Annotated in this window: 14 protein-coding genes; 8 read left to right on the forward strand and 6 right to left on the reverse strand. The window is 54.9% G+C overall.

The genetic code is table 11. The features are described from left to right. Positions 1-59: 59 nt before the first annotated feature. Together BN4314_RS02730 and BN4314_RS02735 are read right to left on the reverse strand one after the other, a co-directional pair. Entirely contained in the window at positions 60-1109 is a 1050-nt protein-coding gene (locus tag BN4314_RS02730; RefSeq protein ID WP_148424847.1) for a hypothetical protein, read from the reverse strand. Positions 1110-1347: 238 nt separating this feature from the next. Then, a complete protein-coding gene (locus BN4314_RS02735; RefSeq protein WP_068539655.1) occupies positions 1348-6504 on the reverse strand; it encodes a SpaA isopeptide-forming pilin-related protein in 5157 nt (1718 codons plus the stop codon). Between the two features lie 299 nt (positions 6505-6803). Between BN4314_RS02735 and BN4314_RS02740 the strand changes: the two genes are divergently transcribed. The 3 genes from BN4314_RS02740 (at position 6804) to BN4314_RS02755 (ending at position 9189) form a co-directional block, all read left to right on the forward strand. Further along, positions 6804-7706 (forward strand): diacylglycerol/lipid kinase family protein, encoded by a 903-nt coding sequence (locus BN4314_RS02740; RefSeq protein WP_068539656.1) that lies wholly within the window; start codon positions 6804-6806, stop codon positions 7704-7706. Between the two features lie 239 nt (positions 7707-7945). Next, positions 7946-8434: an NADPH-dependent FMN reductase family protein gene (locus BN4314_RS07975; protein WP_187369535.1), complete on the forward strand. Its 489-nt coding sequence runs from the start codon at positions 7946-7948 to the stop codon at positions 8432-8434. After that, positions 8431-9189, forward strand: a complete 759-nt coding sequence (locus BN4314_RS02755) for an NADPH-dependent FMN reductase family protein (RefSeq protein WP_068539659.1) — start codon at positions 8431-8433, stop codon at positions 9187-9189. Before BN4314_RS07975 ends, BN4314_RS02755 begins: the two co-directional genes overlap by 4 nt. Before the next feature lie 115 nt (positions 9190-9304). On the opposite strand, the gene BN4314_RS02760 is transcribed toward BN4314_RS02755, so the two are convergent. Genes BN4314_RS02760 through BN4314_RS08385 form a run of 3 tightly spaced genes read right to left on the reverse strand, consistent with a single transcriptional unit; the run spans position 9305 to position 11393 of the window. Beyond that, entirely contained in the window at positions 9305-10276 is a 972-nt protein-coding gene (locus tag BN4314_RS02760) for a TlpA family protein disulfide reductase (protein ID WP_068539660.1), read from the reverse strand. A 24-nt stretch (positions 10277-10300) separates the two neighbouring features. Further along, on the reverse strand, positions 10301-11191 hold the full coding sequence (locus BN4314_RS02765; protein WP_232309706.1) for a 4Fe-4S binding protein: 891 nt from the start codon (positions 11189-11191) through the stop codon (positions 10301-10303). 25 nt (positions 11192-11216) lie between these two features. Then, positions 11217-11393, reverse strand: coding sequence for a CD1871A family CXXC motif-containing protein (locus tag BN4314_RS08385; RefSeq protein WP_021734626.1), 177 nt, complete (start codon positions 11391-11393; stop codon positions 11217-11219). 61 nt (positions 11394-11454) lie between these two features. On the opposite strand from BN4314_RS08385, the gene BN4314_RS02775 reads away from it, so the two are divergent. Both BN4314_RS02775 and BN4314_RS02780 read left to right on the forward strand, forming a co-directional pair. Then, complete coding sequence (locus BN4314_RS02775; RefSeq protein ID WP_068539662.1) at positions 11455-12126, forward strand: response regulator transcription factor; 672 nt, start codon at positions 11455-11457, stop codon at positions 12124-12126. Further along, positions 12127-13257, forward strand: coding sequence for a sensor histidine kinase (locus BN4314_RS02780; protein ID WP_068539663.1), 1131 nt, complete (start codon positions 12127-12129; stop codon positions 13255-13257). Between the two features lie 309 nt (positions 13258-13566). On the opposite strand, the gene BN4314_RS02785 is transcribed toward BN4314_RS02780, so the two are convergent. Beyond that, positions 13567-19125, reverse strand: coding sequence for a Cna B-type domain-containing protein (locus BN4314_RS02785; protein ID WP_068539664.1), 5559 nt, complete (start codon positions 19123-19125; stop codon positions 13567-13569). Between the two features lie 243 nt (positions 19126-19368). Between BN4314_RS02785 and BN4314_RS02790 the strand changes: the two genes are divergently transcribed. The 3 genes from BN4314_RS02790 to BN4314_RS02805 all read left to right on the forward strand — a co-directional run bounded on the left by BN4314_RS02790 (position 19369) and on the right by BN4314_RS02805 (position 25743). Next, positions 19369-19581 carry a YlcI/YnfO family protein gene (locus BN4314_RS02790; protein WP_021734653.1) on the forward strand — a complete coding sequence of 71 codons (213 nt, stop codon included), beginning with the start codon at positions 19369-19371 and terminating at the stop codon, positions 19579-19581. A 704-nt stretch (positions 19582-20285) separates the two neighbouring features. After that, entirely contained in the window at positions 20286-20987 is a 702-nt protein-coding gene (locus BN4314_RS02795; protein WP_068539665.1) for a hypothetical protein, read from the forward strand. 610 nt (positions 20988-21597) lie between these two features. Then, positions 21598-25743 carry a Cna B-type domain-containing protein gene (locus tag BN4314_RS02805; RefSeq protein WP_068539666.1) on the forward strand — a complete coding sequence of 1382 codons (4146 nt, stop codon included), beginning with the start codon at positions 21598-21600 and terminating at the stop codon, positions 25741-25743. The last annotated feature ends 53 nt before the right edge of the window (positions 25744-25796 follow it).

A 25796-nucleotide genomic window follows, 5' to 3' on the forward strand; every position in this document is an offset into this window, starting at 1 on the left:
CGATACTGTTTTTAAGTTTTCGGAATTTATTTGATGTCTCAATCAATACGGGAGAAGTACTACTCCCCTATTGCTGTGCAATACGCCAAAGAGCCTGCATCGGCCCAATCACGTTTTCCCGAGCTGATTACCTTTTCGGTCGAGTATTCATATGCAAGCATGTCGACAATTTGGGGTTCAGCATCGCTGGCTGCGAGTTCTTCTTTATAGACAACATACAAAGCGCATTTCTCATTAGCGGATTCGCGGTCATACAGCACATAGGTAATTTGCTTTGCATCCTTGTTGAGTACCAGCTTTGGGACGCCTTTCGCGGTATAAGTAATATCTTTTTCTTCAGCTTTGCCACTCCCAAAGTGATGGGCTATGGCCACCAAACCCTTAGTAATTTGATTGTTCTGCTGCGCCAGATTATCGTCTGTGCCTTGTATGTTTTCGTCTGTACCTTGTATGTCAACACTCGAACCAACGGATGAAAACTCATAATTTTCAAGCTGCTTGCCACTATCAAAATCGATGCTTACCACACGCTGATGGGCATGGTCATAGGTACAACCAACAAATGTCACCACATCATTCTGCCAGTACACGCTATAACTTCCGCTAGAGCTAACGTCTATGGGAATACTGGCAAACTGACGCCCTATAAATAATAAATTATTACGCTCATAAAAGTTCATCGAGCCACCGAGCAAAAAAGTTGATTCTTCAGCGACCAAGGTATGCTTGCCGTTAGGTGATGAAAACTCATAATAAGAAGAACCTGCCCGCTCAAACAGCTCTGCAAACATCCCAACGAGGCTGCCTAGGATCACCATGACCCACGCAAGCACAATGGCAAACTTCGATACTTTGCGTATCGCACGTCTCCAAGCACAAATGAGCCCCCAAATTATCCAAGCAACACAAATCGCTCCCATGAGAAAGTACAGATCCGTTTGTCTGAAATATACGCCAAGCTTGATGAGCAATATCATTCCTGTCTGCCGCTCAACTACCAGCAGCAGAGCGCATATGGCTAGCCAGCAAGCACTAGCGACAAGCAGGGCACGCCTTATGCGGACAGTTTTGATATTTCGTATCTTTTCAGAATCAGTCAGCATACTCATATCTCTTTTTTGCTGTTACCCTAACAGTTCGAAAGTCCAGACCTTACTTATCATGGTTAACAACCGTGCTTTCATTATTGTAATTTTGTTGCAAGCTTGGTCGAGTGCACACTAACGTGCACTATACAACGGACAGGGCCACCCGTAATGGGTGGCCCTGTCGCCTCTTATCCGTTACACACTCACACAACGTGAGTGCCAAGGCGTGCCATTGCGAATGCAAGGCACACGTATCACACTATTCCTGATTGCTCACACGGCGCCGGCGGAAGAGAAGGCCCGCCGCGAGCGCAAGTGCGCCTGAGGCAACGAGGCTCGTCAGGCTCAAAGCAGCATCTCCCGTCTGAGGGGTCGCCGCCTTGGCCGTCGGCTTGGCGCTGTCCTTAACGGTCAGCTCCACTACCTTGCCGTCCTCACGAATCTTGACTTCCACTGGATCGGAGTTAAGTTCATAGCCCTTCGGCGCCGCCGTCTCCACAACCTCGTAGTCGCCATAGGCAAGCCCCTCAAACATGACGGTGCCGTCTTGCCCCGTCACGCCTTCAGCAATAACCTTGCCGTTTTGCTTGACCTGGAATGTCGCGCCAGCAAGGAGCTTGGAGGCGTTGGCCGCGTCCACCTTTGAAACCACGATAGACCCCTTGACCATACGGTCTTTCACGGTAAGCGCAATCGTTGCGCCATGCTCACGAATCTGAACGGGCATGGGCGTGGCATCAAGCACATAGCCCTCGGGAGCCTTGGTCTCGACGAGTGTGTAGTCGCCATAGGGGATGTCGCCGAGCGTGAACGTACCGTCCTCCCCCGTGGTGCCGCTCGCCACAGCCTTTTCTTCCTTCATGAGGGAGAACTCAGCTCCTGCCAGAAGCTTGCTCTCATCGGAGGCGTCAGCCTTCGTTACAGACAGCGAGCCCTTGATACCCTCGTTGCCCACCGTTAGCGCAACAACTTGGCCCTCAGTGGTGATGCTTGCCGCATGGGGCGTCTGGTCGAGCACGTATCCCTCAGGCGCCGCCGTCTCTACAACTTGATAGTTGCCATAGGGAACATCAGCAAACTCGACTTTTCCGTTTGCGTCCGTCACAGCCTCACGTACCACAACGTCGTCCTGCCTGAGCTGGAAGGTCACGCCCGGCAGCAGTTTGTCGCCATCGGCGGCGTCCACCTTGGTCACTTGGATGGTGCCATGAATGCGCGTATTAGTGATGGTTGCCACGAGGTGGCCATCCTTGGTCTCATACGCGTACGACGCCACGTACCCCGTGGGAACCGGTCCCTCTTCCACGGTATAGCGCGCAACCTTGCTCGTCGCAGGATTGTTCACAAGAAGATTGTCAAAGCAGCCCTTCCACGGCGTCGCTGAGTCGGGCGCAAGGCTGAGCGCCACGATGTCCTTGCCGTCGATGTCTTTGGCGGCGGCACCGTCAGCAAGGAGCTTCACGTTGATTGCATCGTGGCTCATGCCCTGCCCATCGGAGCCGTCAGCATTTTTACCCTCGACCCAGAGCTTTCTCACGTCCACCTTGGTGACGCGCGTGAGACCTACGTTAAGTGCACGCGCATTGGACGAATTGATACTCACGCCAGCAACCAAGGCAGATGTCTGGTCGCTTGCAGCCGTCATGGCCATGCTCTCGCCCACGGGCGAGAAGCGCACGAAGCGTTCTGCGGAGGTTGAGGCGGGGTCGGTCGGGTTGTATGCCTTAACGGTATAGGTATCAAGTGCGCCGCCAACGCTTGCCGCCCAGTCCCTGAGTCCCTTGAACTCGTAGTGGCCCTGGGCATCCGTGGTCGCCGTGTCAACGACCTTGCCTCGCGCATCAAGAAGCTCCATGCGCACGTCGGCAATCACGTTGGAGGCCTCCGCGGCATCCATCTTGCCGTCGTAGTCGGCATCCACCCAGGCAGTGCCTGCCAGCAAGCCTGGAAGCGGCGTCATGGCAACGGGCTGACCATAGCGATATCCCTTGCCCGAACCCAAATCACGCAGGTAGATGGGTGTATAGACATCGAGAAGGTTCTTCTCGAAGTCTTCCTTGGGAACATCGCGCAAGGTGAGGTTGAACTTGAACTGCTCGCGCTGCTTGGCCGCAAAGACGCTGTCTGCCGGAGACTCGATGCGCACAAAGTTCACGGCGTCCCAATCCTTCTGCGTCCAAGAGTCGGTATTTGCCTCCTCGGTCCAGGCAAAGCCGCCCCAGTCAAGTGCCTGGCTCGTGGGCGTAGCGTCCTTGGCATAAAAGACCTTGTAGCCCGCTGGCAGCTCGCTCTTGATGCCGCCATTCAAAAAGAGGTCAAACTGGAATGCTCCCTTGGGCTGGATGGCCTTACCCCAGTTCTGCCCCTTCTTGGGCACGGGCCAGTACACCTTGAAGCCGTTGGCATCGTTGGTGGTGGGATTGTTTGCAATCAGGCGATAGTCCACCGTGCTGTTGGCGCCAATGCCCGTCTTGGCAACGCCGTCGTAGGTGATATATTGCGTGTCGGGCTGGGTGGCCATCTTGGCAGCCGACGTCACCACCAGATCCGTGGGTGCTTTAATTATCCACTTGCCCATGGGCGCACCCAGAAGGTCGTCCGTGCTGCCGTTGCCATTGAGGTCCCACTTGTCCTTGGCAAACCCGTCTTTGCTATACACCAAGTCCTCAGTGGTGTCCGTGTCGTACTCATACCACATGAGCTGAGAATATTCGCCCGGTACATCTTTTTCGGGGTCAGACGCAAAGCTCACCTTCACTTCGACGGGGGCAGTATATGCCCAATACGTCCAGATAATAGCGTAGGGCGTGAGCTTGGACTCCTCGCGCCATGCCACCAAGGGGCCCGTTGCACGTGTGTCATAGATGTCTTGTTTGGACGTAAAGCCAGAAAAGTCAAGCTTGTACACCTTGGCGTTAGGATAGGTGGCCTTGAGGGCATCCGAGGCGGGTACCTCGTACACGTTTGGCTGCTTGGGGCTGACACGACCACGCTCATCTACGGCGCCGTCTTTGTTCCAGTCTTCCTTTGAGCCATAGACTGAGCGATACGTCATCTGAAAGCTCAAATCGTCGCCAAGGGGGCTCACGTAGTAGATGGCCTTGTAGGTTTGCTGACCTTGGGCACTGCCGTCCCACCTAGGATCAAAATAGTCGAAGGTCGAGTTGTTGATAGTGTCACCAACAGTGAAGACCATGGGATTGCCACCATGATAGGAAAACACCGGACCATGTCCCTGGATGAAGCTCTTGCCCGTGAAGGCCGTGAAGGTGTCACCGATGGTTACGTGGTCATAGGAACGACCAGGGTACTTTAGGAGCACCTCACCCTTGCCATCGTTGAAGTCCCACTTATTTTGGTTGCGATGGTGCCACGTGGGCTCCTCCTCGCCTGTGTTCTCAATGCGGATACGCGTCTTGAAGAGGGTGGGGTCATCTCCCCACTTGCCTTTCTCGCGCACCTCGTTGGTGAGCACGCGACCACGGAAGTAAAAACTAGCCTGTTCGGTCGTGCCCTCAAATCCAGTCTGGTTATTCTCGTAGCAGGTGAACTTGGTCTTAGCGGGTATGGTGTTGATCTTGTACTCGATATGCTTGATGTAGATATCCTCGGTATGTTTGCCCAACACGTCATCCACGATAAAGCGCTGCTTGGGATTATCCACCGTGCGGGTAAAGGTCTTGCCCGTCTTGCTGTTCCAGAATGTCACCGTAAAGTCGCTCACTTGGGTGGGCTGGGTACCGTCTGGCTTTGCCTTTGAGATGAAGGGCAGGGCCTGATCCGTGACGCCCGCAATCTTGGTGTCGTTGACGTCGTAGTCAATGATGATGGTCTTGGGCTTGCTGTTGCCAGTACCGCGATTGCCCAAGGTAAAGTAGCCAAGCGTGCGATTCTGCGTGTGCTCGTATCCGGGAGCACCCAGATAGACCTCGTCGTCGGCTATGTAGCCCTCCCACAGGGGCCAGTCCTTGTCATTGGCGTTCTGCTTGTACATGGTGGTGTTGACGTACACATCCTCTTTGGGCTTAGCAATCTCATAGCGCCTAGTCTTGAGCTTGGAGGCGTCATAGGGCAGGTAGGCGCTTGTGCCAGAGGGGCTGTAGAACTTGGCGCCCACGTCAATCTGGCTGATCTCGACCACGCTTCCCACTGGAAAGTCAGCCACAGGAAAGCGCCACATGGGGTTGAAGGCCGTCTCATAGCCAGAGATGGGAATGGTAGCTGCGTTCGTGCGCCGCCACACGTAGAGCTTCTTGCCAGCTGGCACGGTGTAGGTAGTGCCCGTGCTGAGCGTAAACTGCTCCCCGGGACCATACACCTTGAGGTTCTTCTCCTTTACGCCGTTGTTGCCATCAGGAGAGTAGCGACCCAGGTACTCGGCCTTCTCGGGCGCGAGCATGGCCAGGTAGTAGTCCTCGAGCATCTGTGCTTCATAGGAAGTGGTGTACTGCGGTCCAAGGCCTGCAATCCAAGCGATGTCATGGCCTGTGCCCTGGGGATCGTCAGCTCCTATCTCCACATTGCCGTTGGCGTTAAGGAGATTGCTGTAATTTTTGGCAAAGCGAATATCTCCCAGCCCAGGCAGATGTGTTACGGACAGGTCGGTACCCACCTTCTGTGTGGTGGGAGCCTCACCCGCCTTGGTGTAGGCCTGCGTGAGCGTAATGGCATCCGTGATATTTGCAAGACCTGGATTGAAGCTAAAGGCAAGGCCCATAGGAAGGTCAAAGGTGACCTCCTGCGTGGTGTCCTGAAAGCGCAAAGTGAGCGTGCCCGCAGAGCTCCTGCCATACACAACGGACGGCTTCTTGGCGGCATCGGTCTGCTGCTGCGGCTTGACAACACCGTTTGCCTGAAGCTCGCCCACCCAGCCGAGCGTCTTGTCAAAGTCAAAGTAGGTATCCCACTGCATGCCATAGGGCAGAGCAATCTCGATGGACTTGTCTGTTGCCGAGGGAAAGACGGCATGAACGCGCAGGTTGAATTTCCTGCCTTTGGGAAGGCCCAGGCTTGCCTTGGGATCAGAGAGAGCACCGTAGGTGGTCTTGCCATCCTTTGAGACGAGGGTACCCTCGATAACGGGTTGAGTCACAGGAGCGCGAAGCGGCGTATCTTTGGGTGCAGACGTCGTCGCTGGTGAGTCGGCAGCAGGCGCAGCTGCGTTGGTTGCGTCATCCTCGGATGCTGCGTTGGAGCGCCCTTTAGAGTTGTCCTGTGTGGCCTTCTCCGTGTCAGCGGACGTGTTGGCATTGCTTTCCTTACCAACGTTGCTGCCCCCCTGAGAGGAAACTTGCTCTTCAACAGGCGATGACGTCGTAGGCTGCTCACGCGCCCAAGAAGAGTCAACGAAAAGGGTAAGTTGCGCAACGAGCAAAATCGCAAGGAACGCGGCTAAAAGCCGTTTGGTGGTGGTCATCTTCTCCCTTTCACCCCATACCGTATGCGAAGCCTCGTGGTGCGGGTGACGACTCCGCATGCACATACCAAAGCCTACGACGGCAGCGCCAAGAACCGCAACGCCAAAGACAATGTTAAGGTACCTACAAATACATAGAAGTATGGTCTTTTTCCTGCTAAAAATCAAATCAAATTGCTAGGAATTTTCTTTTCGTTTGACTTCCCGTCGCCCCGATGCTCAACTGCGTCATAATAAAATCAACCAAAAAAGGAGGTCCGTATGAGTACGGCACTTCTTATAGCAAAAAGGAGGGTCTCATGAGTACGGCACTTCTTATAGCAAATCCCAGTTCGGGAAAGGCTGATGCCAAGGAAGAGGTTTCGGCCGTAAGCAAGTATCTTGAAGAGCACTTCGATAAAGTGACAACCCAGCTGAGCACCAGTGCCGAACATGCCATGAAACTGGCACGCGACGCTCGAACCAGCGGCGTTGACGCCATCTTTTCCCTTGGGGGCGACGGCACCGTGAGCTTGGTGGTCCGCGGTTTGCTTGACGGTGCCGCAGACAGCGATAAGCTTCCTGTCCTCGGCATCCTTCCTGGCGGCACGGGCAATGGATTTGCCCGCACCTTGGGCATTCCCTCCGATGTGACAGCGGCCCTCGAGGCTATGGACTTCACGTCCACGCGACCCATCGACATCGGTACCGTCAACGGAACACCTTTTACCTACACGGTAACCGGCGGATCGCTGCCCGAGGGTATTCGCGACGTTTCCTCTGAGGACAAGAGTCACTTTGGGTTTTTGGCCTATGTGACAAGCGAGCTTCAGCGCATCGGTGGCGACGATAGCTACCGTCTGCGCATCACCGTCGACGGAAAGCGCTCGGTGGAAGACGTCAACTCTTTTGTCGCCTTTTCGGTTAACACCATGATTAACATGGTCACCACCGAAGAAAGCTCCACGGAAAGCGACGGCCTCATCCACCTTGCCGTGCTCAAGGAGGCGACACTCCCCTCGCTTATGTCCCTCCTTCCGAATATCCTGACAAGAACTGCCGAGGAGAGCGACCAGGTGCTCCTGCTGAGCGGAAAGCACATCCGCATCGAGTGCCTTGACGGCAGCTTGTGCTGCGGGCGTGACGGAGATGACGGACCAGAACTGCCCATTGACCTGAGCATCCTGCCTCAGCGCGTCAAAATCTTCGCCTTAAAGGGATAGTGCGGGAAGTATTTAGACCGCATGGGGCTTTTCTAGCGAGCACGCGCTGTCCTTTTGGCGATTCTCACGTCGGCGCCATCCGCCCAATCTGACAGAACCATTACGTCAGGCACACGTTGCCCTGATAAAGAACCGCTATGCTGAGATATCAACATTGCGTCCCCACGCGTCTCGACGCGCCTCTGTCTGCGATGCTGCGAAACGCGCGGAAAACTGATGCGATTAGTTTTGGAGGGCCCTTGGACGTCATCGTGCATGACCTCGACAAGCAATACAGCGCCCTGCTCGCAAACCACTGCGACCACGTCATTGAGGCAGACGGCCGATATGCCGGATGCCAGGGCTGTTTTAACTGCTGGACCAAGCATCCTGCCGAATGCTTCATCAAAGACAAGCTCCGTACGGTCTGCCGCATCATCGGTCAGGCGGATAGAGTCACCGTCATCACGGAAAATTTCTATGGCAGCTACAGTTCCCAGGTCAAGGCGGTGCTCGACCGGAGCATCGGCAGCTCCACGCCCCTGAGCTGCTATCGCGAAGGCCAGATGCACCACTGTCTGCGCTACGGGCCTCACAACCTGTGGAAGGTCATCGTCTATGGGAACACCACTGCATGGGAGCGCGAGACCTTCCAGCTGCTTGCCCAGCGCAACGCTATCAACGACGGTTTCGAGCGCTGCGAAGTCACTTTTCTTGACGATCTCTCACAGCTGCGAGGTGCGCTATGAGGACCCTTATCGTCAGCTGTAGTCCAAAAAAGCGGCTGAGTGCCTCTGCGCTGCTCGCGCACGTCCAGCGCTTGAGCGTACGTGGCACGGTGAGGCACCTCGCGCTCAGAAGGCGCAGCGACTTTCCAGCCGTTCTGGAGCACCTCTGCCAGGCAGACGCTGTCGTCCTCAGCATGCCGCTCTACGTAGACGGCGTGCCCTCTCACGTTCTCGAGTTTCTCAAGGAGGCGGAGATCTTCTGCAAGGCTCACAACCTTCATCCCCGGCTCTACTGCATCGCAAACAACGGATTTATTGAGGGCAAGCAGAGCGAGCCCCTCATGCGGACGCTCGAAAACTTCTGCGCACGATCCGGCCTTATCTGGTGCGGAGGTGTAGGCATCGGAGGTGGCGTCATGCTCAACGTGAATGCCGTGCTCATGTGCCTTCAGCTTGTCCTGCTACCAGTGAGTTTGCTACTAAACCAGCTATTGCCAAATGGCTCCACGACGCTTGATGTCCTGGCGGACACGGCGATTAATCTGCTGGTCCTGCTTGCCCTCAGCTCGACCGTCCTATTTTTCCTCATACGTCAGGGCTGTGCTGTCAACGCGGGCGCAGATGCCGGAATCCACTACACCCGCATCCTCGTCCCGTCGTTCATTTTCATCCCCATAGCCAACGTGTTTTTTGCCATCGTGTCCCTGTTTCAGGGAGGCCTCTTTAGAGGCTGGCTGGCGCCCAAAGAGATAAGCCGGTCCAATCCTGAGGTATGAGTCCCTAGGCGCAAATGAACCGCGAATTGCATCTTTACAGACAACAGTGCGGCTGCGCGGTGGTGTACCGTGCAGCCGCAGATGCTAAGCTCCTTGCGTTGTGTGGTGTCGAACCCTACTTCGCGCTGTTCGCAATCGCCTGATCAATCAGCTTGTCCAGCGCCTCTCGCTGCGAGGCAGACGTGATTGCACCTACGATGGGCTCTCCCACGATGTTGCCTTTGCTATCAACAACGTAGGTGGTCGGGAAGGAAAAGAGCCCCGAGACAAGCTTGCCCGCTTCGCTATCCGTCTTGAACCAGACGTTTTTGTAGGTAATGCCCTTCTTTGACAGGACATCCTTAGCATCCGAGATCTCGCCCTTGTTGCCATCGAGCGTAAAGGAGTTAACGCCTACGACCTGACCGCCCTTTTCGGCAAGCTTCTTGTGAAGCGCCTCTAGCTCTCCAAGCTCTTCCACACACGGCTTGCAGCTGGTAAACCAGAAGTTCATCACAGTCACCTTGCTTTTTGAGAAAAGCTCATCACTGCTCACGTCGTTACCATCAAGATCTTTGCCCTTAAAGCTGGGGAATTTGGTGGACTTGCTTGTATCGCCTGTCATTCCTGCGCTCGATGCGTCAACACTATCGCCTGATTCAGGTGTTTTTACGCAGTCGGGGAACGCCTTCTTGAGCGCCGTAAGCTTATCTTCGATCTTTTTAATCTGCTCGGCCCCTGCCTTGAGCACGTTGAGCTCATCAGTCGAGAACTTATCCTTGGCACTTTCCACCGTAGAAAGCAGGAACTCACCGTAATTTGAGCCGTTCCCTATCATCGAGGAATCCTTGTTTGCCTCAGCAAATACCTTTTCCCACAGCTCCTTATCACTTGAGAAAATGTCGTTTTCCTTTTGCATGAGCCTGTTGTACAGATCGCTTGCTTCCTCGGCGCTCTTTGGCTCCTCTGCTATAAAGGCCTCGATGTCCGCATCGCTTCCTGCTGGCTTTCCCTTATCAGCTCCGGGCGTCGAGCAGGCCGCAAGACATAACACCAGCGCAGACATCACCAGTGCGACTGCAATCTTTGGTAGCTTCATAACACTCATAACTTTCCTCCGTTTTCTTACAACCTAAATCTTTGCTTTTACGTGCTGCTTATCCTCGCGTGGTTGAGAAGACTGTTTGTCCGGCAGGCTTAAGCCGTAGCGAAACTTAACAGCACCAACGGGACAGGCGCTTACGCACTTGCCGCAGCGAATACACTCGGCATGGTCGGGCGAGCGCGTAACATCAACGTCCATCTTGCACACCCTTGCGCACCTACCACACGAGACGCACCTGTGCTGGTCAACGCGCATTCCCAGCAGGGAAACCTTATTCATGAGCGCGTACCAGGCGCCAAGTGGGCAGATCCATTTGCAAAAAGGACGATAAAAGAGCACGCTGAGCACAACCACCGTCGCCAAGATGATGAGCTTCCAAGTAAACAGGCGACCTAACGCAGAGCGTATGCCGACGTTAACGATAGACAGCGGAATTGCGCCCTCAAGCACTCCCTGCGGGCAAACGTACTTGCAAAAGAAGGGGTCACCCATTCCCGTATCGTTTACGACCAGCACAGGAAGCAAAACTACAGCAAGCAGCAGCACAGCGTACTTCACATACCGAAGCGGCTTGAGCTTTTTTGTTGAGAGCTTCTTGCCAGGAATCTTATGCAGCAGTTCCTGCAACCAGCCAAACGGACACAAAAACCCACATACGAAGCGTCCCAGCAGCACGCCGATTAAAATCAGCGTTCCCGTCACGTAATAGGAAAAGTTGAACTTTGAGGAACCCACCACCGCCTGAAACGAGCCTATGGGACACGCGCCCGAGGCCGCCGGACACGAATAGCAGTTGAGGCCAGGTACGCAGACCGTTTTGCCCGCACCCTGATAGATGCCGCCCTTCACGAAATTGGGCAGGTGGATATTGGTGAGCAACGTCGCCGCCGCCTGCACCCACGTGCGAAAACGGCTCAAAAGATGTGAGGCGGAGTTATTTTTCTTATCCAATTCCGACACACTCCAAGCATAATCTGATAGCCTTAGCCAGCACAGCGTCTGCCTCGCCGCGCATAACACCAAAGCACACCATGCTTATCCCGATGACCAGCAAGGCAAGCTGAGCTATGGGTTTTATTGCTTTGAACAATTTGGTTGCCCCTTTCATCTCGCGTAGCATTGGACCATACCGGCCATAAAATCTTTGTTAAGCGTGAAAAGATCTGCATAAGGAGAGTGTCATGCGTATTTTGGTTGTCGAAGACGAGCGGGTGCTCTGCGATGCGATTGCGCGCAGCCTGCGAAATCTTGCCTATAGCGTTGATTGCAGCTACGACGGGAGTCAAGCCTTAGAAATGCTTGCTGTCGAAAGCTTTGACCTTGTCGTGCTCGACCTCAATCTTCCCCATGCCGACGGCATGACCGTGCTCAAGGCCCTTAGGAAGGACGACCGCGAAACCAAGGTGCTCATCTTGTCTGCCCGCTGCGAGGTTGCAAACAAGGTGGCAGGCCTAGACGCGGGGGCCAACGACTATCTAACCAAGCCATTTCATTTAGATGAGCTTGCAGCGCGGATTCGTAGCCTGACACTCAGGCGCTTTACGCAAGACGATGTTGTGCTGACCTGTGGAAATCTTTGCTTCAACACCAAATTGCGTACAGCAACCATCGGCGATGAGATCTTGGTTTTAACCCGCAAGGAAACAGGAATCCTGGAATACCTCATGCTCAACCAGGGGCGCCCCATAAGTCAGGAGGAGCTCATCGAGCATGTGTGGGACAGCAGTGTGAACAGCTTTAGCAATTCGGTGAGGGTACACATCTCGTCGCTTCGGAAAAAGCTGCGCCGCGCCCTGGGGCACGACCCCATCTGCAACCGCATTGGAGAGGGCTATGTAATGGAGGAGGCCTAAGTGAAACGACTCTCGTTGCAGTGGCGCATCACGCTGATGACGGCGCTGCTTTTGTGTCTGACCTGCGTGCTCCTCAATTGCCTGATTGGCTACTTAGGCATGCGCTCCATGGAATCGATTGGCATTGGCCTGGCGGCCCGCGATGACATCAATGGGGACCACCCCACCTCGTTTGACCCAACGAGCGAGGAGATAGACCACGATCTCACAATCGTCGTGAGCGATGCGCAGGAGTCCTTTGGCACAGCCAGCTGGTATATAACAGCAGGCATAACGCTACTCGGAGGTGTGCTGGCGTATTTCGTGAGCGGGTGTGCGCTCAAGCCGCTAAGGTCCTTTGCGGCTCAGGTCGAAAACGTACGGCCCGACAACCTGGCTGACATGAAGATTAGCGAAGACGTGCCGCTGGAGCTTGCGCGTTGCAGCGCATCGTTCAATGACATGATCGACCGCCTTGACGAAGGTTTTGCCGCGCAACGACAGTTCACGGGTAACGCTGCGCATGAGTTGCGGACGCCGCTGGCGCTGATGCAGGCCCAAATCGAGCTGTTTTGCTCCGAGCATCCCGGCGCACAGTCCGATACGGCCAGCCTGCTTGGCTTGTTGCAGGAGCAGACCGAGCGCATGTCTCAGATGACAAGGACGCTGCTGGAGATGAGCGAACTTCACAGCATCCCCTGCAACGACCTCATCGAACTTGCGCCGATGGTTGAGGAGGTTCTTGCCGACCTTGCTCCCCTTGCCGAGCAAAGAGGCATTACCCTTGCCTATGAGGGAGAGGCCCAGGTACTTGGCAGTGATACTTTGCTCTATCGGGTGCTGTTCAACCTGACCGAAAACGCCATACGATACAGCCGTCCCGATTCCGCCGTCAATATTTCTGTCTGCACAGAAAACAACCGCGCACTCGTACGTGTGAAAGACAGTGGCCCCGGGATACCCAGCCAGTACCAAAAGAGCGTCTTTCAGCCCTTCTTCCGTATCGACACATCGCGTAGCAGGGCATATGGTGGAGTTGGCCTCGGCCTTTCTCTGGTCTGGGAAATCATTGCTCTTCACGGTGGCACGATAGAGGTTGAAAAGAGCTCCGAGAGCGGGACCACCATGCTGGTGATGCTCCCGCGCACATAACTGCCGATTGCCACACAACAACTCAACACGTTGATAACTGTGCTGGCTGCGTTTTAATTCCGTTTTGTCAAAATAACGGAAGCATTCTGCTCTTTACTTCCGAAATAAAGCAGAGATTGGCAGCACATCTGCTGAAGGGACCATGTGGCCAAGCATCACGTTTCGGAGAATCGCCGCTCGCTAGCGGGACACGGGCGCCCAAGGGACATAAGCAACGCGGTGGCCGGTTTCCCGACCACCGCGTCTTTGTCTTACCTCGGTGGGTCTTAACGTTGAGCAGACCCTGCTCTGTACTAGCTGAGCTGAGTACTAGTCACACTGGTGCTCTCTGCGAGCAAGAAGAACTGCTCCTGCGATAAGACCGAGTGCTGAGACAACAAGAGAGCCTGCAGCAAAGTTGCTCGCATCTCCTGTCTTGGGAAGTGCGCGCTTGGTACGCTTTACCTTGGGCTTAGCAGGTGCTGGCTTGGTATAGCTATTGGTGATGGTAAAGCCTTCTTGGATGTTGCCCTCAATATCCTCTGTTGTATAGCCTGCAATAGGATCTTCGGTCACGCTGTAGGTAATGGGAACACCATTGGTGTATTCAGGAAGTTCTTTAAACTCATGGTGCCAGCCAGAGGCCTTATCTAGCGTGACGCTATCAATCTCTTGCCCATCAGCAAATAGATGAATCGTGACGCTTTTTGCAGCAGGGCCTACCCACTTCTTTTGAACAGGAATGGTGATGGTACCGACAAGGGTATTGGTAATTGAGGCAGTGTCGTTTTCAACCGCTACAGGCTGGGTTGCTTGATAGTGTTCGACCGCATCTTCAGTAACGGTGTAGCTAATAGCCTTGCCACTTGCGTTTACTGGCACAGAGCCAAAGCTTCCCTTCCAGTTGCCATCCTTATCAGCTGTAAGTGCTAGTGACTTGACCTTGCTGCCATTGGCAAGCAGGTTTACGGTAATAGATGAGGGACGAAGGCCCCGTCCGTTATTGTTGTCTATCCAGCTCTTGGTAACGTTGATGGTGCGCTCAGCGGGTCTATGGGTATTGGTAACCGTAAAGCCTTTGTCCTGAGAGCCGGTGATAGAACAGGTGTAGCCTTCAGGTACTGTGGGCTCTACCACGCTGTAGGAGATAGCTTTACCGTCGCCGTCGTAGGTATCAAGACCTTCAAATGAGAAGGCCCAGGAGTTTTCCTTGGTAAGGGTTGCGCTCTTGCCGGTATCTTTGCCATTAGCACGCAGGTTTACTACCACACTCTCAGGCCTGATGCCGTCTTGGTCGTCCTTATCATCCCAAACCTTAGAGCCTGTGATTTGAATCTTAGGGTTACTAAGGGTGTTAGTAACTGAGTGTCCATCTTTACCATAGGTCACCTTAAAGTCCTGAGATGCCAGGCTCAGCTTACCGTCTTTTTCTCCTTGCTCATGTACGGTATAGACATGGGCCTTACCTGCGTTGTCGTAAAGCACAAGCCCCTTAAAGGTAGCCTGCCAACCTCCTGCAGCGCTAAGTGTTTGGGTCTTACCCGTCGCCACTCCATCACGCAAAAGCTCAAGAGTGACTGAAAGGTTGGATGTACCTGCAGGAGAGATGCCTGCCCAGGTCTTGGTGACGGTCAGATCTTGCAACGGTTCGGTTTTGTGATGGGTGGTCTTGGAGACAAGCTCGACGTCCTTCCCCCTCACGGAGGTCACCTGTGCCGTGTTGTCAAAGCGCTGAGGTTTGTCGGCCTTTTGGGCGAGGCTTGTGGGCACTGTGAAGCTGATTGACTGACCTGGCTCCAGCGACGGGATGGTCCAAGCAAGAGTACGACCCTTGCGCGTGAGACTTCCCGCAATCTTGTCCATTCCCTGGGTAAGTGCGTTGCCATCTTTGTCGGTGCCGCTCACCGTAATGTTGCCCTCATCAATGTCCAGTCCCTCAGGTATAGGGTCGCTGAGCTTCACATTGGAAAGAGAGAGCACTTTATCTTTGTTGGTCACCGTAATGGTGTATACAATGGGTTCTCCCTGCTTATTCTTAATTTTTGCGGGCGCATCTTGAGTACCCGAGGCGGGGTCCGACGACTTGGTGAGCCCAAGGTTCACCGCATGCAGCTTGACCGAGCTCGCTGCATAGAGGTCGCTTTTCAGGGGGTCGTCCCCACCCAACACGTTGACGCATCTCACCCGGTGCTGGTTGACGGCAAGCTTGCCGTCCAGCTTGTCGTTTGCAGCTTCATCCTTTGTGGGAGAGTCCATATTGATATAGGCCACGAGCGCCGAGCTAGGAGCCAGGACAAAGTCATCCCCACCCTTGGTCTTGGAAACGTCAATCGCTATCGCACGTATGGCGTTCTTGGTCGTCTCGGGTAGCGAAGCACCCATCTGCGTGAGGTCGTCTGTCCCCTCGTATTTTGTCCACACCTGCCTGTTGGAGAGGTCTGTGTCTGCCTCGCTGGGGACGGTGGTAGCGTAGTAGAGCACGGGCTGAGCATGGTCCTTTGCCCCCTTCTTTCCAAAAGAGGTACGTCCAGCGATAGCCGAGAGGTCAACGCTTCTAAAGTGGCCCCGCCATACAGAGCTCTGTGCTGGCGAGCCGCCGTGTGCCTCCGCGCCGTTCTCGAGGGTGTCATAAAAGACGATCTGCGTGCCCTTGCTGGCCTTCTCCTGGTAGTAGGCCAGACGATACTGATAGCTAGAGTCTGTATAAACGTCGCCCGTATCCGTGTGGACATCATCGAAAGTCTGTTTTAGCTCAACGTTGCGAACCTGCTGTTCGGTACCCGCCTCGGTCACGCTAATCGGCTTGAAACTCACGGGTCTATTTGTCAGGCCAAAGCCGACAGTATCACCTGTCTTCGCATCGCGAAGCGCGTCTGCCAGCGAGGCAAAGTAATGGTACGTCTCGGGATTGTCCGCCTTGGAAAAGTCAATCTGCGCAGGGTCCCACTCGCCCTTCGAGGTATTCACAAAGGCAACTGTGTTGAGAACATCGGCTCCCCTGTCACGGATGTTCGCGTAGGAGTTGACCAAATCAAATCTGAGGTAAAGCCTAAACGTTGGCGCATCGTAGCCGGTGTACTTCATCTTGCCGTCGTCGTTGCGCACGCTATAGGCGCTCTCCTCAGGCGGAAGACCTTTGAGCGTTACCTTGAGCATGGTAAGGCCGCTGCCCTGGTAGTTGGGAATCGTCTCAACGTCATAGTACGAGGCATCAAAGGGAACGTACAGATGACGTGTGTTGGGATAATGCCAGCGTCCAACCTCAATGGTCGACTTGTCCAGCGTGGTGCCTGCAGGCAAAAGATCCCAAAAGACGCCAGATGAGATCGCGTATTTGCTCATCAGCTCCTCGTCCTCGCTATAGCATGCCCTGAGGTTCATGCCGTCGCCCAAGGTACCCATGTTGTTGAAGGCCATAACGGTGTAGGTGACGCGCTGCTTCGCCTTGTCAGGGATGTCCGTGACGGTACTCGCGCTCTTGGAGACGCCGCTGTTCCTGGAAATCTGATTGAGACGATAGGTTATGTACACATTGTGGTCGTCATCTGTGCTGGCAGTCACCCCGGAAAGCCTCCGCGCAGTTAGGTCGCCAGCCTGCTCGGCGGTCTTGTTCTCCATAAGCTTGTAGTCTGCTGGAGCCGTGTAGTAGGTCTCCTTACCATCCTTGATGTTTTGGTGCACATAGTCCCTAACCCTCTTCGAGGGAAGCAGGACCTCCGTGGTCACCAGAGACAGACTGCTTTCATAGTAGGTGCTCTCATGACTGACGCGCACGTCCACAACGTCATCTGGCAGCGCAACCTGTGCCTTACCCCTAACGTTAACGTCCTGGAAAAACTCAAATTTATTTTGCCCTGCATGCCTGATATAGAGGCTCACGGGCTTTTGGTTGGCATAGTCCTTGGAGGGAGATGACATGCGCTCCCACACGCCAGCCTTGGAATATACCGCGTCATACTCCTGCAGACCTATCGTTACCTTGGTGTAGCGATAGTCGTCGTCAGAAAGGTTGATGGGGTCAATCAGCTTGTCTGCGGTCCCAGGTATGCGGCCCCTGCCGTCACCGGTGGAGAGAATCTTTCCCCGCTCCGAGATAACCATGGTTCTTGGCTCACAGGAGTATGTATGGGCATCCTTGTCCCAAGTGGGCTTCACGGGGCCGCTGTCGGCAACGTGAGTGAAGGAGTCAATGCCCCAGAAGCCCCCTTGCACTTCTGCCTTCTTACCAGCGTCAAGAGCACTTTGGCCACCATAGTTAACTCGTGCGTCCGTATCGTTCAAATTATTGCCATTAGACTTTAGGTAGGTATACTTCCTGTATCCGTAGTTACCCTTGTCAAGAATCAAAATGTTGGCCGCTGTCGTCGCGCTGACCTCAAAGCGATGCGGCTCTGCAGGGTTGTTAGGATTGTCCTTGGAGCTCTGGGTAACCTTGACCGTATTGTGCACGTCGATGCCCTGCTTTTCCATGTCCACGCCATGGGCCTTGGCATCCGTGATGAGCGTGTTGGGATAGCGCATCAAGAGGACGAAGCCCTTCCAGCCGCCGGCGTTGCCGCTGGAAATTGCGTTGTTGTACGTGCCACCAAGATCGAGATACGCTTGGCTGTTCCACCGGGAGTTTGCGAGCGAGGACTGGATACCCTCGTAAACGATGGGGCTCGTCTTTGCGGCCCCGTCAGACCACAGGCGCCCCTCCCAGTCCTTGGCCAGGCCGCTGAGCGTGGTCAGGTTAAGTCCCTGATACATGTGGGCAAGATCGCTAAACGCGACCTTTTGGTCGGCGGTCCAGGCACCAACCAGCTGCCCGCCTTCACCCGCGGCGGACCCCACGTTTTCGAAGGTGTAGGTGAAGGGCTGGCTGCTGGATTCGGTTGTCGTTCCAAAGCGCCTAATCTGGGCAGAATAGACAACGTAAAAGTAATCGTCCGCATCGGCCGGCCTAGGACCCCAGCTTGGCTGCCAAGTCAGATAGGTGTCCTCGGTGGGGCTGGTGGTGGCCTGGCTCAGGCGCTTGATGGTGAGCGCAGGAGGCTTTGCCTCGGTGTGGACTTTGATCGTAAGCGTGACGGTCTGCGTGAAGTCGACATTGCCATCCAGGTCCTTGTCCACGCTCAGGGTGACGTCAAAGGTCTTCTTGTAGTTTCCCTGCGCATCCACGCTCAGGACAGTTGGGATGAAGTGATAGTTGAACAGGAAGTTATCTGCCTTGGATCCTGAGATGACCTTGGCATTTGTGGCGATGACCTTTGAACCGTCGTCACTTTTTGCATAGTTAAAACTGGTCGTGTTGGCAACAGCAGGGGCGGCGGGCACCTGCGTCTGGAACTGGCTTAGGGGACTGAGAGGGTTCTCGTGGATGTCAACGTAGGTGTTTGTATCGCCGTCCCAGGTGGAAAACAGCGAGGAGGGGGCGCTCACCGTGACCGATCCCGCCGGCAGGCTTGTGATGTTTCCCGTGTCCGTGAGATTGAAGGAGATATCTACAGAGGCAACATACGGCCTGTTGTACAGCGGGTGGGAGGCAGTGCCAAACGATAGGGTGGCGGGGTTCTCGTATTCGTAGCCCGTGGTGGTCGAATTGAAGGCATTGCCCCATTTGGCCACAAACTTGTAGTCGGGACCCGCGGGGGCTTGGGCCTTCGCAGAAGCAGAGGGCTTCGTGGCCGCAGGAGCGGAGGCAGCGTCAGCAGAGGCCCCCGTTGACGCAGAGGCTTCCTCAGTGGAGGCGGGAGCTGCAGATGTCTCAGCGGGCTTTTCCTGAGCGGCAGGCTCGGTAGCACCTAGTGCATCGGCCAAAGCCGGTACAACCAGCACTGAAAGTACCGCAAGAGGGATTAAAGCCAGAAGCAGCAGATGAATAAAGTGGCGAGTGGAAGAGTGTCTCATATCTAAACCCCAGTGTTTTGACAATAAGCCATGTAGCATTATGGCACATATCAAGCACACAAACCTAGCAAATAGGTCATTTATCTGCTTTTTTTCTCTAAGTGATAGACAGATATTTGCTCCTGTCACCGCCGCTCATGTGAGGCGAGAGCTTCAGCTGTTCCTACACTTCGCGTGTCGTGTCCTCTTGCCGCGTTATAATGCAAACGCATTTGTATTGCATTTCGAGCAACGGGAGCGCAGATGCCTCACAGCTACAAGGAGCTCATTAAGAGCAACCTCAACGAAACTGAGATCAGAAGCTTTTTGGTAGATGGCAAGCAGGTCTCCGTCACCCTGCGTATCCCCGATGCCCTGCGTGATGCAGCCAAGGAGGAAGCAGCCCTTCGCGGCATGAGTTTTTCGGCCTTCGTGCGCACCTGCATGATTGAAGAGCTCGCGAAGAAGGGAGCTTAGAGGCGTGATTTGAGTCAAGACCCTCACGATCCAGCTCATCGATGCGCAGGGCGAGTTGCCAACAATTACATATCTGCTTAGGAGACGGGCCTCTGGCTCACTTCTCATCATTTACACCATTTTATGGACGTAACTCATATCACTCCAAGCCGGGTGCCAAACGCCACGTTCTACTTCGCTTTTTTAGCCAAAAGCCACGTTCTATTTCATGCGAAAAAAATTGACCTGCGCAAACGTCAGGCCCTTTGAAACGGAATGTGACTTTTGACATTTTTTCTGAAACAGAACGTAGCATTTGGCAAACAAAACCGTGCCGATTGAAACAGAACGTGGCGTTTGGCAAGCAGGGACAGATTGATAGAGATAGACATCCTTCCCTTGGTTCACGACGACCCAGTCGTAGCGTCTTTAAACGGGAAGATTGGCAAGCTGTACGATTCCTACTACGAGTTCAACTCGCACGGTATGGCGTGTTGGTTCAACGAAGAACAGGAAAAGCTTATGAGTTGAACCGTTTTCGCAATTCGAGGCGCAATCGCGACATCTCCGTCGCCTGGGCCTAGGTTTGTTTTGACCACCGCACAATATGGCTCCCGAGGCAACGCGGTGAGATAATGCAATACGGCGTAGGCAATAACGTCTAAAAATATAGAAGCCGGAGGCACAAGTCGAACCGGCAACGGCAAATGCAAGGGAGGCTATATATGGACAGGGAGGAATTGGACGAGCTGATGTCCATCGATCTTGAGACGCGCAGGGATGCGGAGATGATCCTCTTCGCGCTTGAGCAGGCACCCGACGGTTTCAATACCACAACCTACCGCCAGCTGGAAGCACAGCTCGGCTGCGAAAGCGATATGGATATCGACTATCTGTTCGACTTGCACACCGCCATCATGTTGCTCTCCGAGACCCATGGTCTCAAGCTCGACATGAGCCGTCACGACTACAAATTCGAAGGGCTACCCTTCAACCTCGGCTACGACATCTGGCACCGCAAGGACGCCGCCGCAAACGGGATGTTCGACGACGAGGCCTCTTTGAAGAACCGCGACTGGAGCGACGAACACGACGACATGATCGCCGATGCCATCGCGGACATCCTCTTCAAGGCGCTGCCCGCCCATGTCATCCCGCCGAAGCTCGGGTTCAGCTACGAGAACGTGCTCGTGTTGGATGCCGAGATTCTCAACGTGTGCTGCCTGTTCGAGGTCGCGAGGCTCTCGTTCTTCCTAAGCTTCGAGCTCAACACCGGCAGAGGCGGCGAGTGCATTTTCCTCGAGCCGGATCCTGAGCCCTCCACGGAGGGCGTAAGCCTCACCTGTGAGGGGATAGACGACGATTTCACGGCCGTGTGGGATTCCAATGCCATCGAGTGGGACAAGCCCCTGCCACTTGACCGATAGGTGAATTCCAAAGAGCTATGTCTGCTCGCTCCGCAACAACTCCCTCAATTTCACATCGGAGCGCGTGCACTCGCTTAAGAGCTTCGCATCTTCAAGCGCCTGAAAATAGCGCCTAGGCACTTCGCGCTTGGTCTTCACGCCCCGCTTGCATTCGAGAACGGATTAGATGTTCTCAAGCGACGTGATGGCGCCAAAGTTGCTGACGATGTAGTCGCGTGCTAAGTCGCAACACCGTAAGTCATGCCCATTCGGCTTGATTACGGCAGCCGATATTTTTGGTTCCTATTCCTTTGTGCGCCGATTCTCTCCAGACTCTTACATAGCAGTATCTAACGAGGATCTTTGCTAGATTCTGCCAGGGAGCAAATTCGCCTCGCAGTTTCAACTCAGTTTCCTCACGGAGCGAATTTGGCATAAGAATCATCGTAGCCACTCCAAGGTAGGAAATAGCGTCATAGTTCGCTCGCAGCAACGGTGACGCCCAAAGCGTCTCATAGCTCCCATCATCTTTGCCCCCGCCGAATAAGTGCAGGCGCTCATCCCCAGCTCAGCGCCGAGAGATGCGATTTTTGTTACAATGCGCGTATCATCTGCCTGCAAAGGAGCTGCTATGAAGCTTAAACGTCGCATCTCAGTACTCACCATGGTGATGATGGCACTGCTCGTGAGCGCAGTGGCCATCGTACTACCAAACTACGCACGCGCTGCCGGTTCTCAAGATAGAACGGCACTTATCAGTCCCACGCTAAAGGGTGTGGTCTCGCAAAACGGTAAGCAGGTCACTGACACCGTGGACCCCGAAAAGCCCTTTGATGTGAAAGTCACCTTCCGCTTCCCCATTATCAAAGATTCTATGATTGGGTCGCCTGCGGCAGGAGGCATCAACAAAGCATCCGATCAGGTCAACGATGGTGATTATGCAGAGTTCAGCTTGGGCGAGAACTTTAAAGCGACCGAAGCGTCCGGCAACTCCGTTCCTGTCTACCTGCAGGCGCCAGGCAGCCCTGATGACGGCAAGCAGGTTGGCACCATCACACTCAGCCAAGATGGAGACGGCCCTGTCACGGCTCGCATGACCTTCCATGACCCCAACGGGCAGTTTGAGTTCGAAAGCGATGGCAGAAGGGACCTCACGGTCCACTTTACCGGCCATTACCAAGCTTCCGAACAGTCCTCACAAACGCCCGGCAGCAACAAGCGGTTCGTCAAAGTGCTCGATAAGACCTACTCCTTCCCCACCGTAGAAGAGAAGGTCCAGTACAGCCTCACTAAAGCGGGCGCCCTGGACGATGCGTCCACCAAAGAGTCCATCACCTGGATAAGCACTGTGAAAAAGACGTCCAGCGCCGGAGCCACCAACCTTGGCGGAGAGACGTTTACCGACAACCTCTCGAAGGTTGGCGAGTACGTCGCGGGAAGCTTTACCGTGAATAACCAGGCTATTGATGATGCCCTCGTCTATGACGCAGCGACCAAGACCGTGACGTACGTCTTCCCCAATGACTTCCAAGGTTCAACCGCCAAGATTAGCTTCCAAACCAAGGTGCCCAACCCTGCAACCACCGTCTCGGTGACCAACGAGGCCACGCTCAAGATTCCAAATGCCGAAGAAAAGCGGGACAAGACCACAGTTGTCGTGCATCGCCCGGTCGAACTCAAGAAAAACCTGCTGAAGATTGACGTCAACAAGGACACCGGCGAGCGCGAGCTCATCTGGACCATCATTGCCGGTAACCCATATGAGAGCTACGGACCTGCCTGGGTCGGCGACATCCTCAGTGGGTCGCTTGACGGCCAGAAGGCGCCCAAGCGCGTCGACGTCACCTATGAGCACAGTATGACCGGGAAAGACGGTAGCTGGACACAGGTCACCGATGTACAGGCGCCCGCTGACCCGACGTCATTTCCCAAGTTCCCAGCGGGGGAAGACAAGACGTGTCCGGACCTATCTGCCTACAACGCAGAACTCTATAAGCTCGGCGCCGGGTGGCATGAGCCCACCAAGCCACTACAAGCAAACGATGAGTACAAGCCCGTCGAGAACCGTTGGTTCTTCATCAAGAATCTCAGTGGCCTGTACCGCATCACCGTCAAGCAGATATATGACGCAAACACTAAAGTCGGACCACTCAAGAATGATGCCGAGATACACACCTGCGCCGAGGTGGTCTATCCCAAGAACCCGCCCGTCTACAGCGGTCTGGCAACCATCGAAAAGCACGCCATGAAAAGCTATAAATCTACGGTGCTAAACCAGGGGTTGCTGCCGTGGTCGGTGACGGTGGACTTCACCAACGTCTTTCCGTCTGACGAGCGCTTTGCCTATGAATGCTTCTATTACGGAAGCGAAGACGCCTTCGATGCGGAGAAGAACACCCTCCAGGTGCAGGGCTCATTTGACCAGGACCTGCTGAAAAAACTGATTGCAGGCGAGCAGAACGAAACCTTCTTCAACTTCAATCAGGCGTATGTGCCAGGCTCGCTGAGCTACAAGGACGAGAATGCCACAGAAGGCCAGCCGGGCGCACAGCTTGCCGAGACGGTGCTTCCTATTGTGAATGCCAGCGGCACCAAGGTGGGTGAAATCGTCAAAATCAGCGGGTTCTCGCAAATCAAGAAGTACACCTTTACCCTCAACACGCGGGCACAAAACATCGTCGAGCATTTGCAAAAGACGCTAAATGGGTCCTTTGAACTCAGGTATAAGAACACCGCCGTGCTCGCCGTGGGCAGCGGCGCGACCCTCAAGACCCTCTCCGCTGTCGATAGATACGAACTGCCGGGCAATCTCCTCGACAAGTTCGCCATGGAATATGACGCCAAGCTTGACAAGATGGACGATGTCAGCAAGAACGGCTGGAAGAGCTCGTGGCGGGATTTCATCACCGGGATACCTGAGGTGGACACCACCAAGACCTTCAACCACAAGAACCGCACCGTCCTCTTTCGCATCGACGTGAACCCACAGGGGCTCAAGCTGGGCGATTACCTCGCCCAACTTGGGGGCACCAAGCCTGCGGGCGACTTCACCAAGCTCACGATTCAAGACTCCCTGCAAGACGGCCTCACGCTGGTGCCTGTTGAGGATGGCGGGCCCGACTACTACCTCTATCAGGCCGAGCCGGGAACGCCTGGCTTCATCGACTACGGCGGTGTCGTTATTCCGGGCAGCGCGCCATTTGCCTCGTTCATGCCACCAGGAAAGGCTGTTAAGAAGCTGACGCCTGACCAGGCCAAGCTTACGTTCGACAAGGCAAACATGACCTGGACGTTCAAGCAGTACGACGGAACGCCCTACTTCATCGTCATGCGCGCCAAGGTGTCGGAAGACGTCTTTGAGAAGCTCATGAAGACCACACCTCAGGGCAAGGAGGTTACCTTCAAAAACAGCGTAACCCTCACCGCAGGTGACCAAAAGCTCGCCTCGGCAGCAGGCTCTGCCTCGGTCACCTCCACCATGCTTTCCAAGCAAACGCCAAAGGTGGTGGGAGACCGCCTTGCGTGGAGCTTCGATTACAAGCCGTTCGACATTACGCTTCACAATGTGGTGCTTAAGGACACGCTGGACAAGAACATCGGCATTCCTATTGACGAAAAGGGCAATGCCGTCTTGGAGAATTTCACCATAAAGCGTTCCAACCAGCTGGCCGCAAGTGGCGAGTATGAAAACTATACCCCGGTTACCGTGGTGACCGGCACCCCGCAAGACGGCGAGGTTGGGCTTCGCTATGACGTGCGCGAGCACGCCATCACCTTCACGCTGCCCGAGACGCCCGAGGGTGCGCTGCCCTATGCCTACCGATTCGAGTATGAGACCATCCTCAAGCCGGTCGATTTGACCGCCAATGCAATTAACAACCACGTCGAGCTCAGCGCCGATCTGGAGAAGCCCGGAGCCAGCGGTCATGCGGAACTGAAGACACAGGAGTACGCCGCCTTTGCCACCATTCAGAATTATCCCTATGCCGTCATCAAGAAGGTCGATGAGCAGGGCAAACCACTCGCAGGGGCCGTCTTCCAGTACACCGATAACGCCAACCAAACCGTCACCTCGTTGAGCAATGCCGACGGTGTGCTTTACGTAATCAAACTTGCTGAGGGCACCACCACCGTAACTGAAACGACGGCTCCCGATGGGTACCTCAAACTCAAGGACCCGCTGCAGCTTGAGGTGAGCGGCAACGACGTCAAAGTGACGAAGGCGCCCGATAACGCCGAAGGCACAGGGAGCTTCGACAGTCCGCTGCTGGTGAAGAACAAGAAGGTCAAGACGACCACCATCTCCGTCACCAAGCAGTGGCAGAACGACACCCCCGCAGAGCGCCCCTCCTCTATCACCATCACCCTAATCCGCAATGGTCAGCCCACGGATAAGACGTTGGTTTTGGATGCCGAGCACGGATGGACGGGAAGCTTCGAGCAGCTCCCCGTGCTCGATGAGGGCGGAAACCCCGTGGTCTATACGGTGGACGAAATCGCCGTCGAAGGGTACAAATCCACCATCGCCGGCAACCAGAAGACGGGCTTTACCATCACCAATACCAAGCCGGACAAACCTCATGAGCCTGGCAAACCTCCCAAGCCAGGCAAACCTCATGAGCACGGCACGCCTAAGCAGCCCAAGAAGTCTAAGAAGTCGCTCATCCCCCAGACGGGCGATACCACCAGCGGCTATTGCTTGGCAGGATTGACGCTCACCGCCGCGCTAGCTGCGCTCTTCCTGGGGCGTCGCCTCAGCTCAAGCCGCATCGGATAGGCTCAAGGCACCCAGGCGCCACAGAAAAGCAAGACCGGGAGGGCCCCAAGGGT

Origin of the sequence: Olegusella massiliensis (genome assembly GCF_900078545.1) — a bacterium.
GTDB lineage: Bacteria > Actinomycetota > Coriobacteriia > Coriobacteriales > Atopobiaceae > Olegusella > Olegusella massiliensis.

What these genes read in the sequence shown, in the direction of transcription:
- BN4314_RS02730 (WP_148424847.1), bottom strand. Translation starts at nt 1,109, where the DNA reads ATGAGTATGCTGACTGATTCTGAAAAGATACGAAATATCAAAACTGTC.
- BN4314_RS02735 (WP_068539655.1), bottom strand. Translation starts at nt 6,504, where the DNA reads ATGACCACCACCAAACGGCTTTTAGCCGCGTTCCTTGCGATTTTGCTC.
- BN4314_RS02740 (WP_068539656.1), top strand. Translation starts at nt 6,804, where the DNA reads ATGAGTACGGCACTTCTTATAGCAAATCCCAGTTCGGGAAAGGCTGAT.
- BN4314_RS02755 (WP_068539659.1), top strand. Translation starts at nt 8,431, where the DNA reads ATGAGGACCCTTATCGTCAGCTGTAGTCCAAAAAAGCGGCTGAGTGCC.
- BN4314_RS02760 (WP_068539660.1), bottom strand. Translation starts at nt 10,276, where the DNA reads ATGAGTGTTATGAAGCTACCAAAGATTGCAGTCGCACTGGTGATGTCT.
- BN4314_RS08385 (WP_021734626.1), bottom strand. Translation starts at nt 11,393, where the DNA reads ATGCTACGCGAGATGAAAGGGGCAACCAAATTGTTCAAAGCAATAAAA.
- BN4314_RS02775 (WP_068539662.1), top strand. Translation starts at nt 11,455, where the DNA reads ATGCGTATTTTGGTTGTCGAAGACGAGCGGGTGCTCTGCGATGCGATT.
- BN4314_RS02785 (WP_068539664.1), bottom strand. Translation starts at nt 19,125, where the DNA reads ATGAGACACTCTTCCACTCGCCACTTTATTCATCTGCTGCTTCTGGCT.
- BN4314_RS02790 (WP_021734653.1), top strand. Translation starts at nt 19,369, where the DNA reads ATGCCTCACAGCTACAAGGAGCTCATTAAGAGCAACCTCAACGAAACT.
- BN4314_RS02795 (WP_068539665.1), top strand. Translation starts at nt 20,286, where the DNA reads ATGGACAGGGAGGAATTGGACGAGCTGATGTCCATCGATCTTGAGACG.
- BN4314_RS02805 (WP_068539666.1), top strand. Translation starts at nt 21,598, where the DNA reads ATGAAGCTTAAACGTCGCATCTCAGTACTCACCATGGTGATGATGGCA.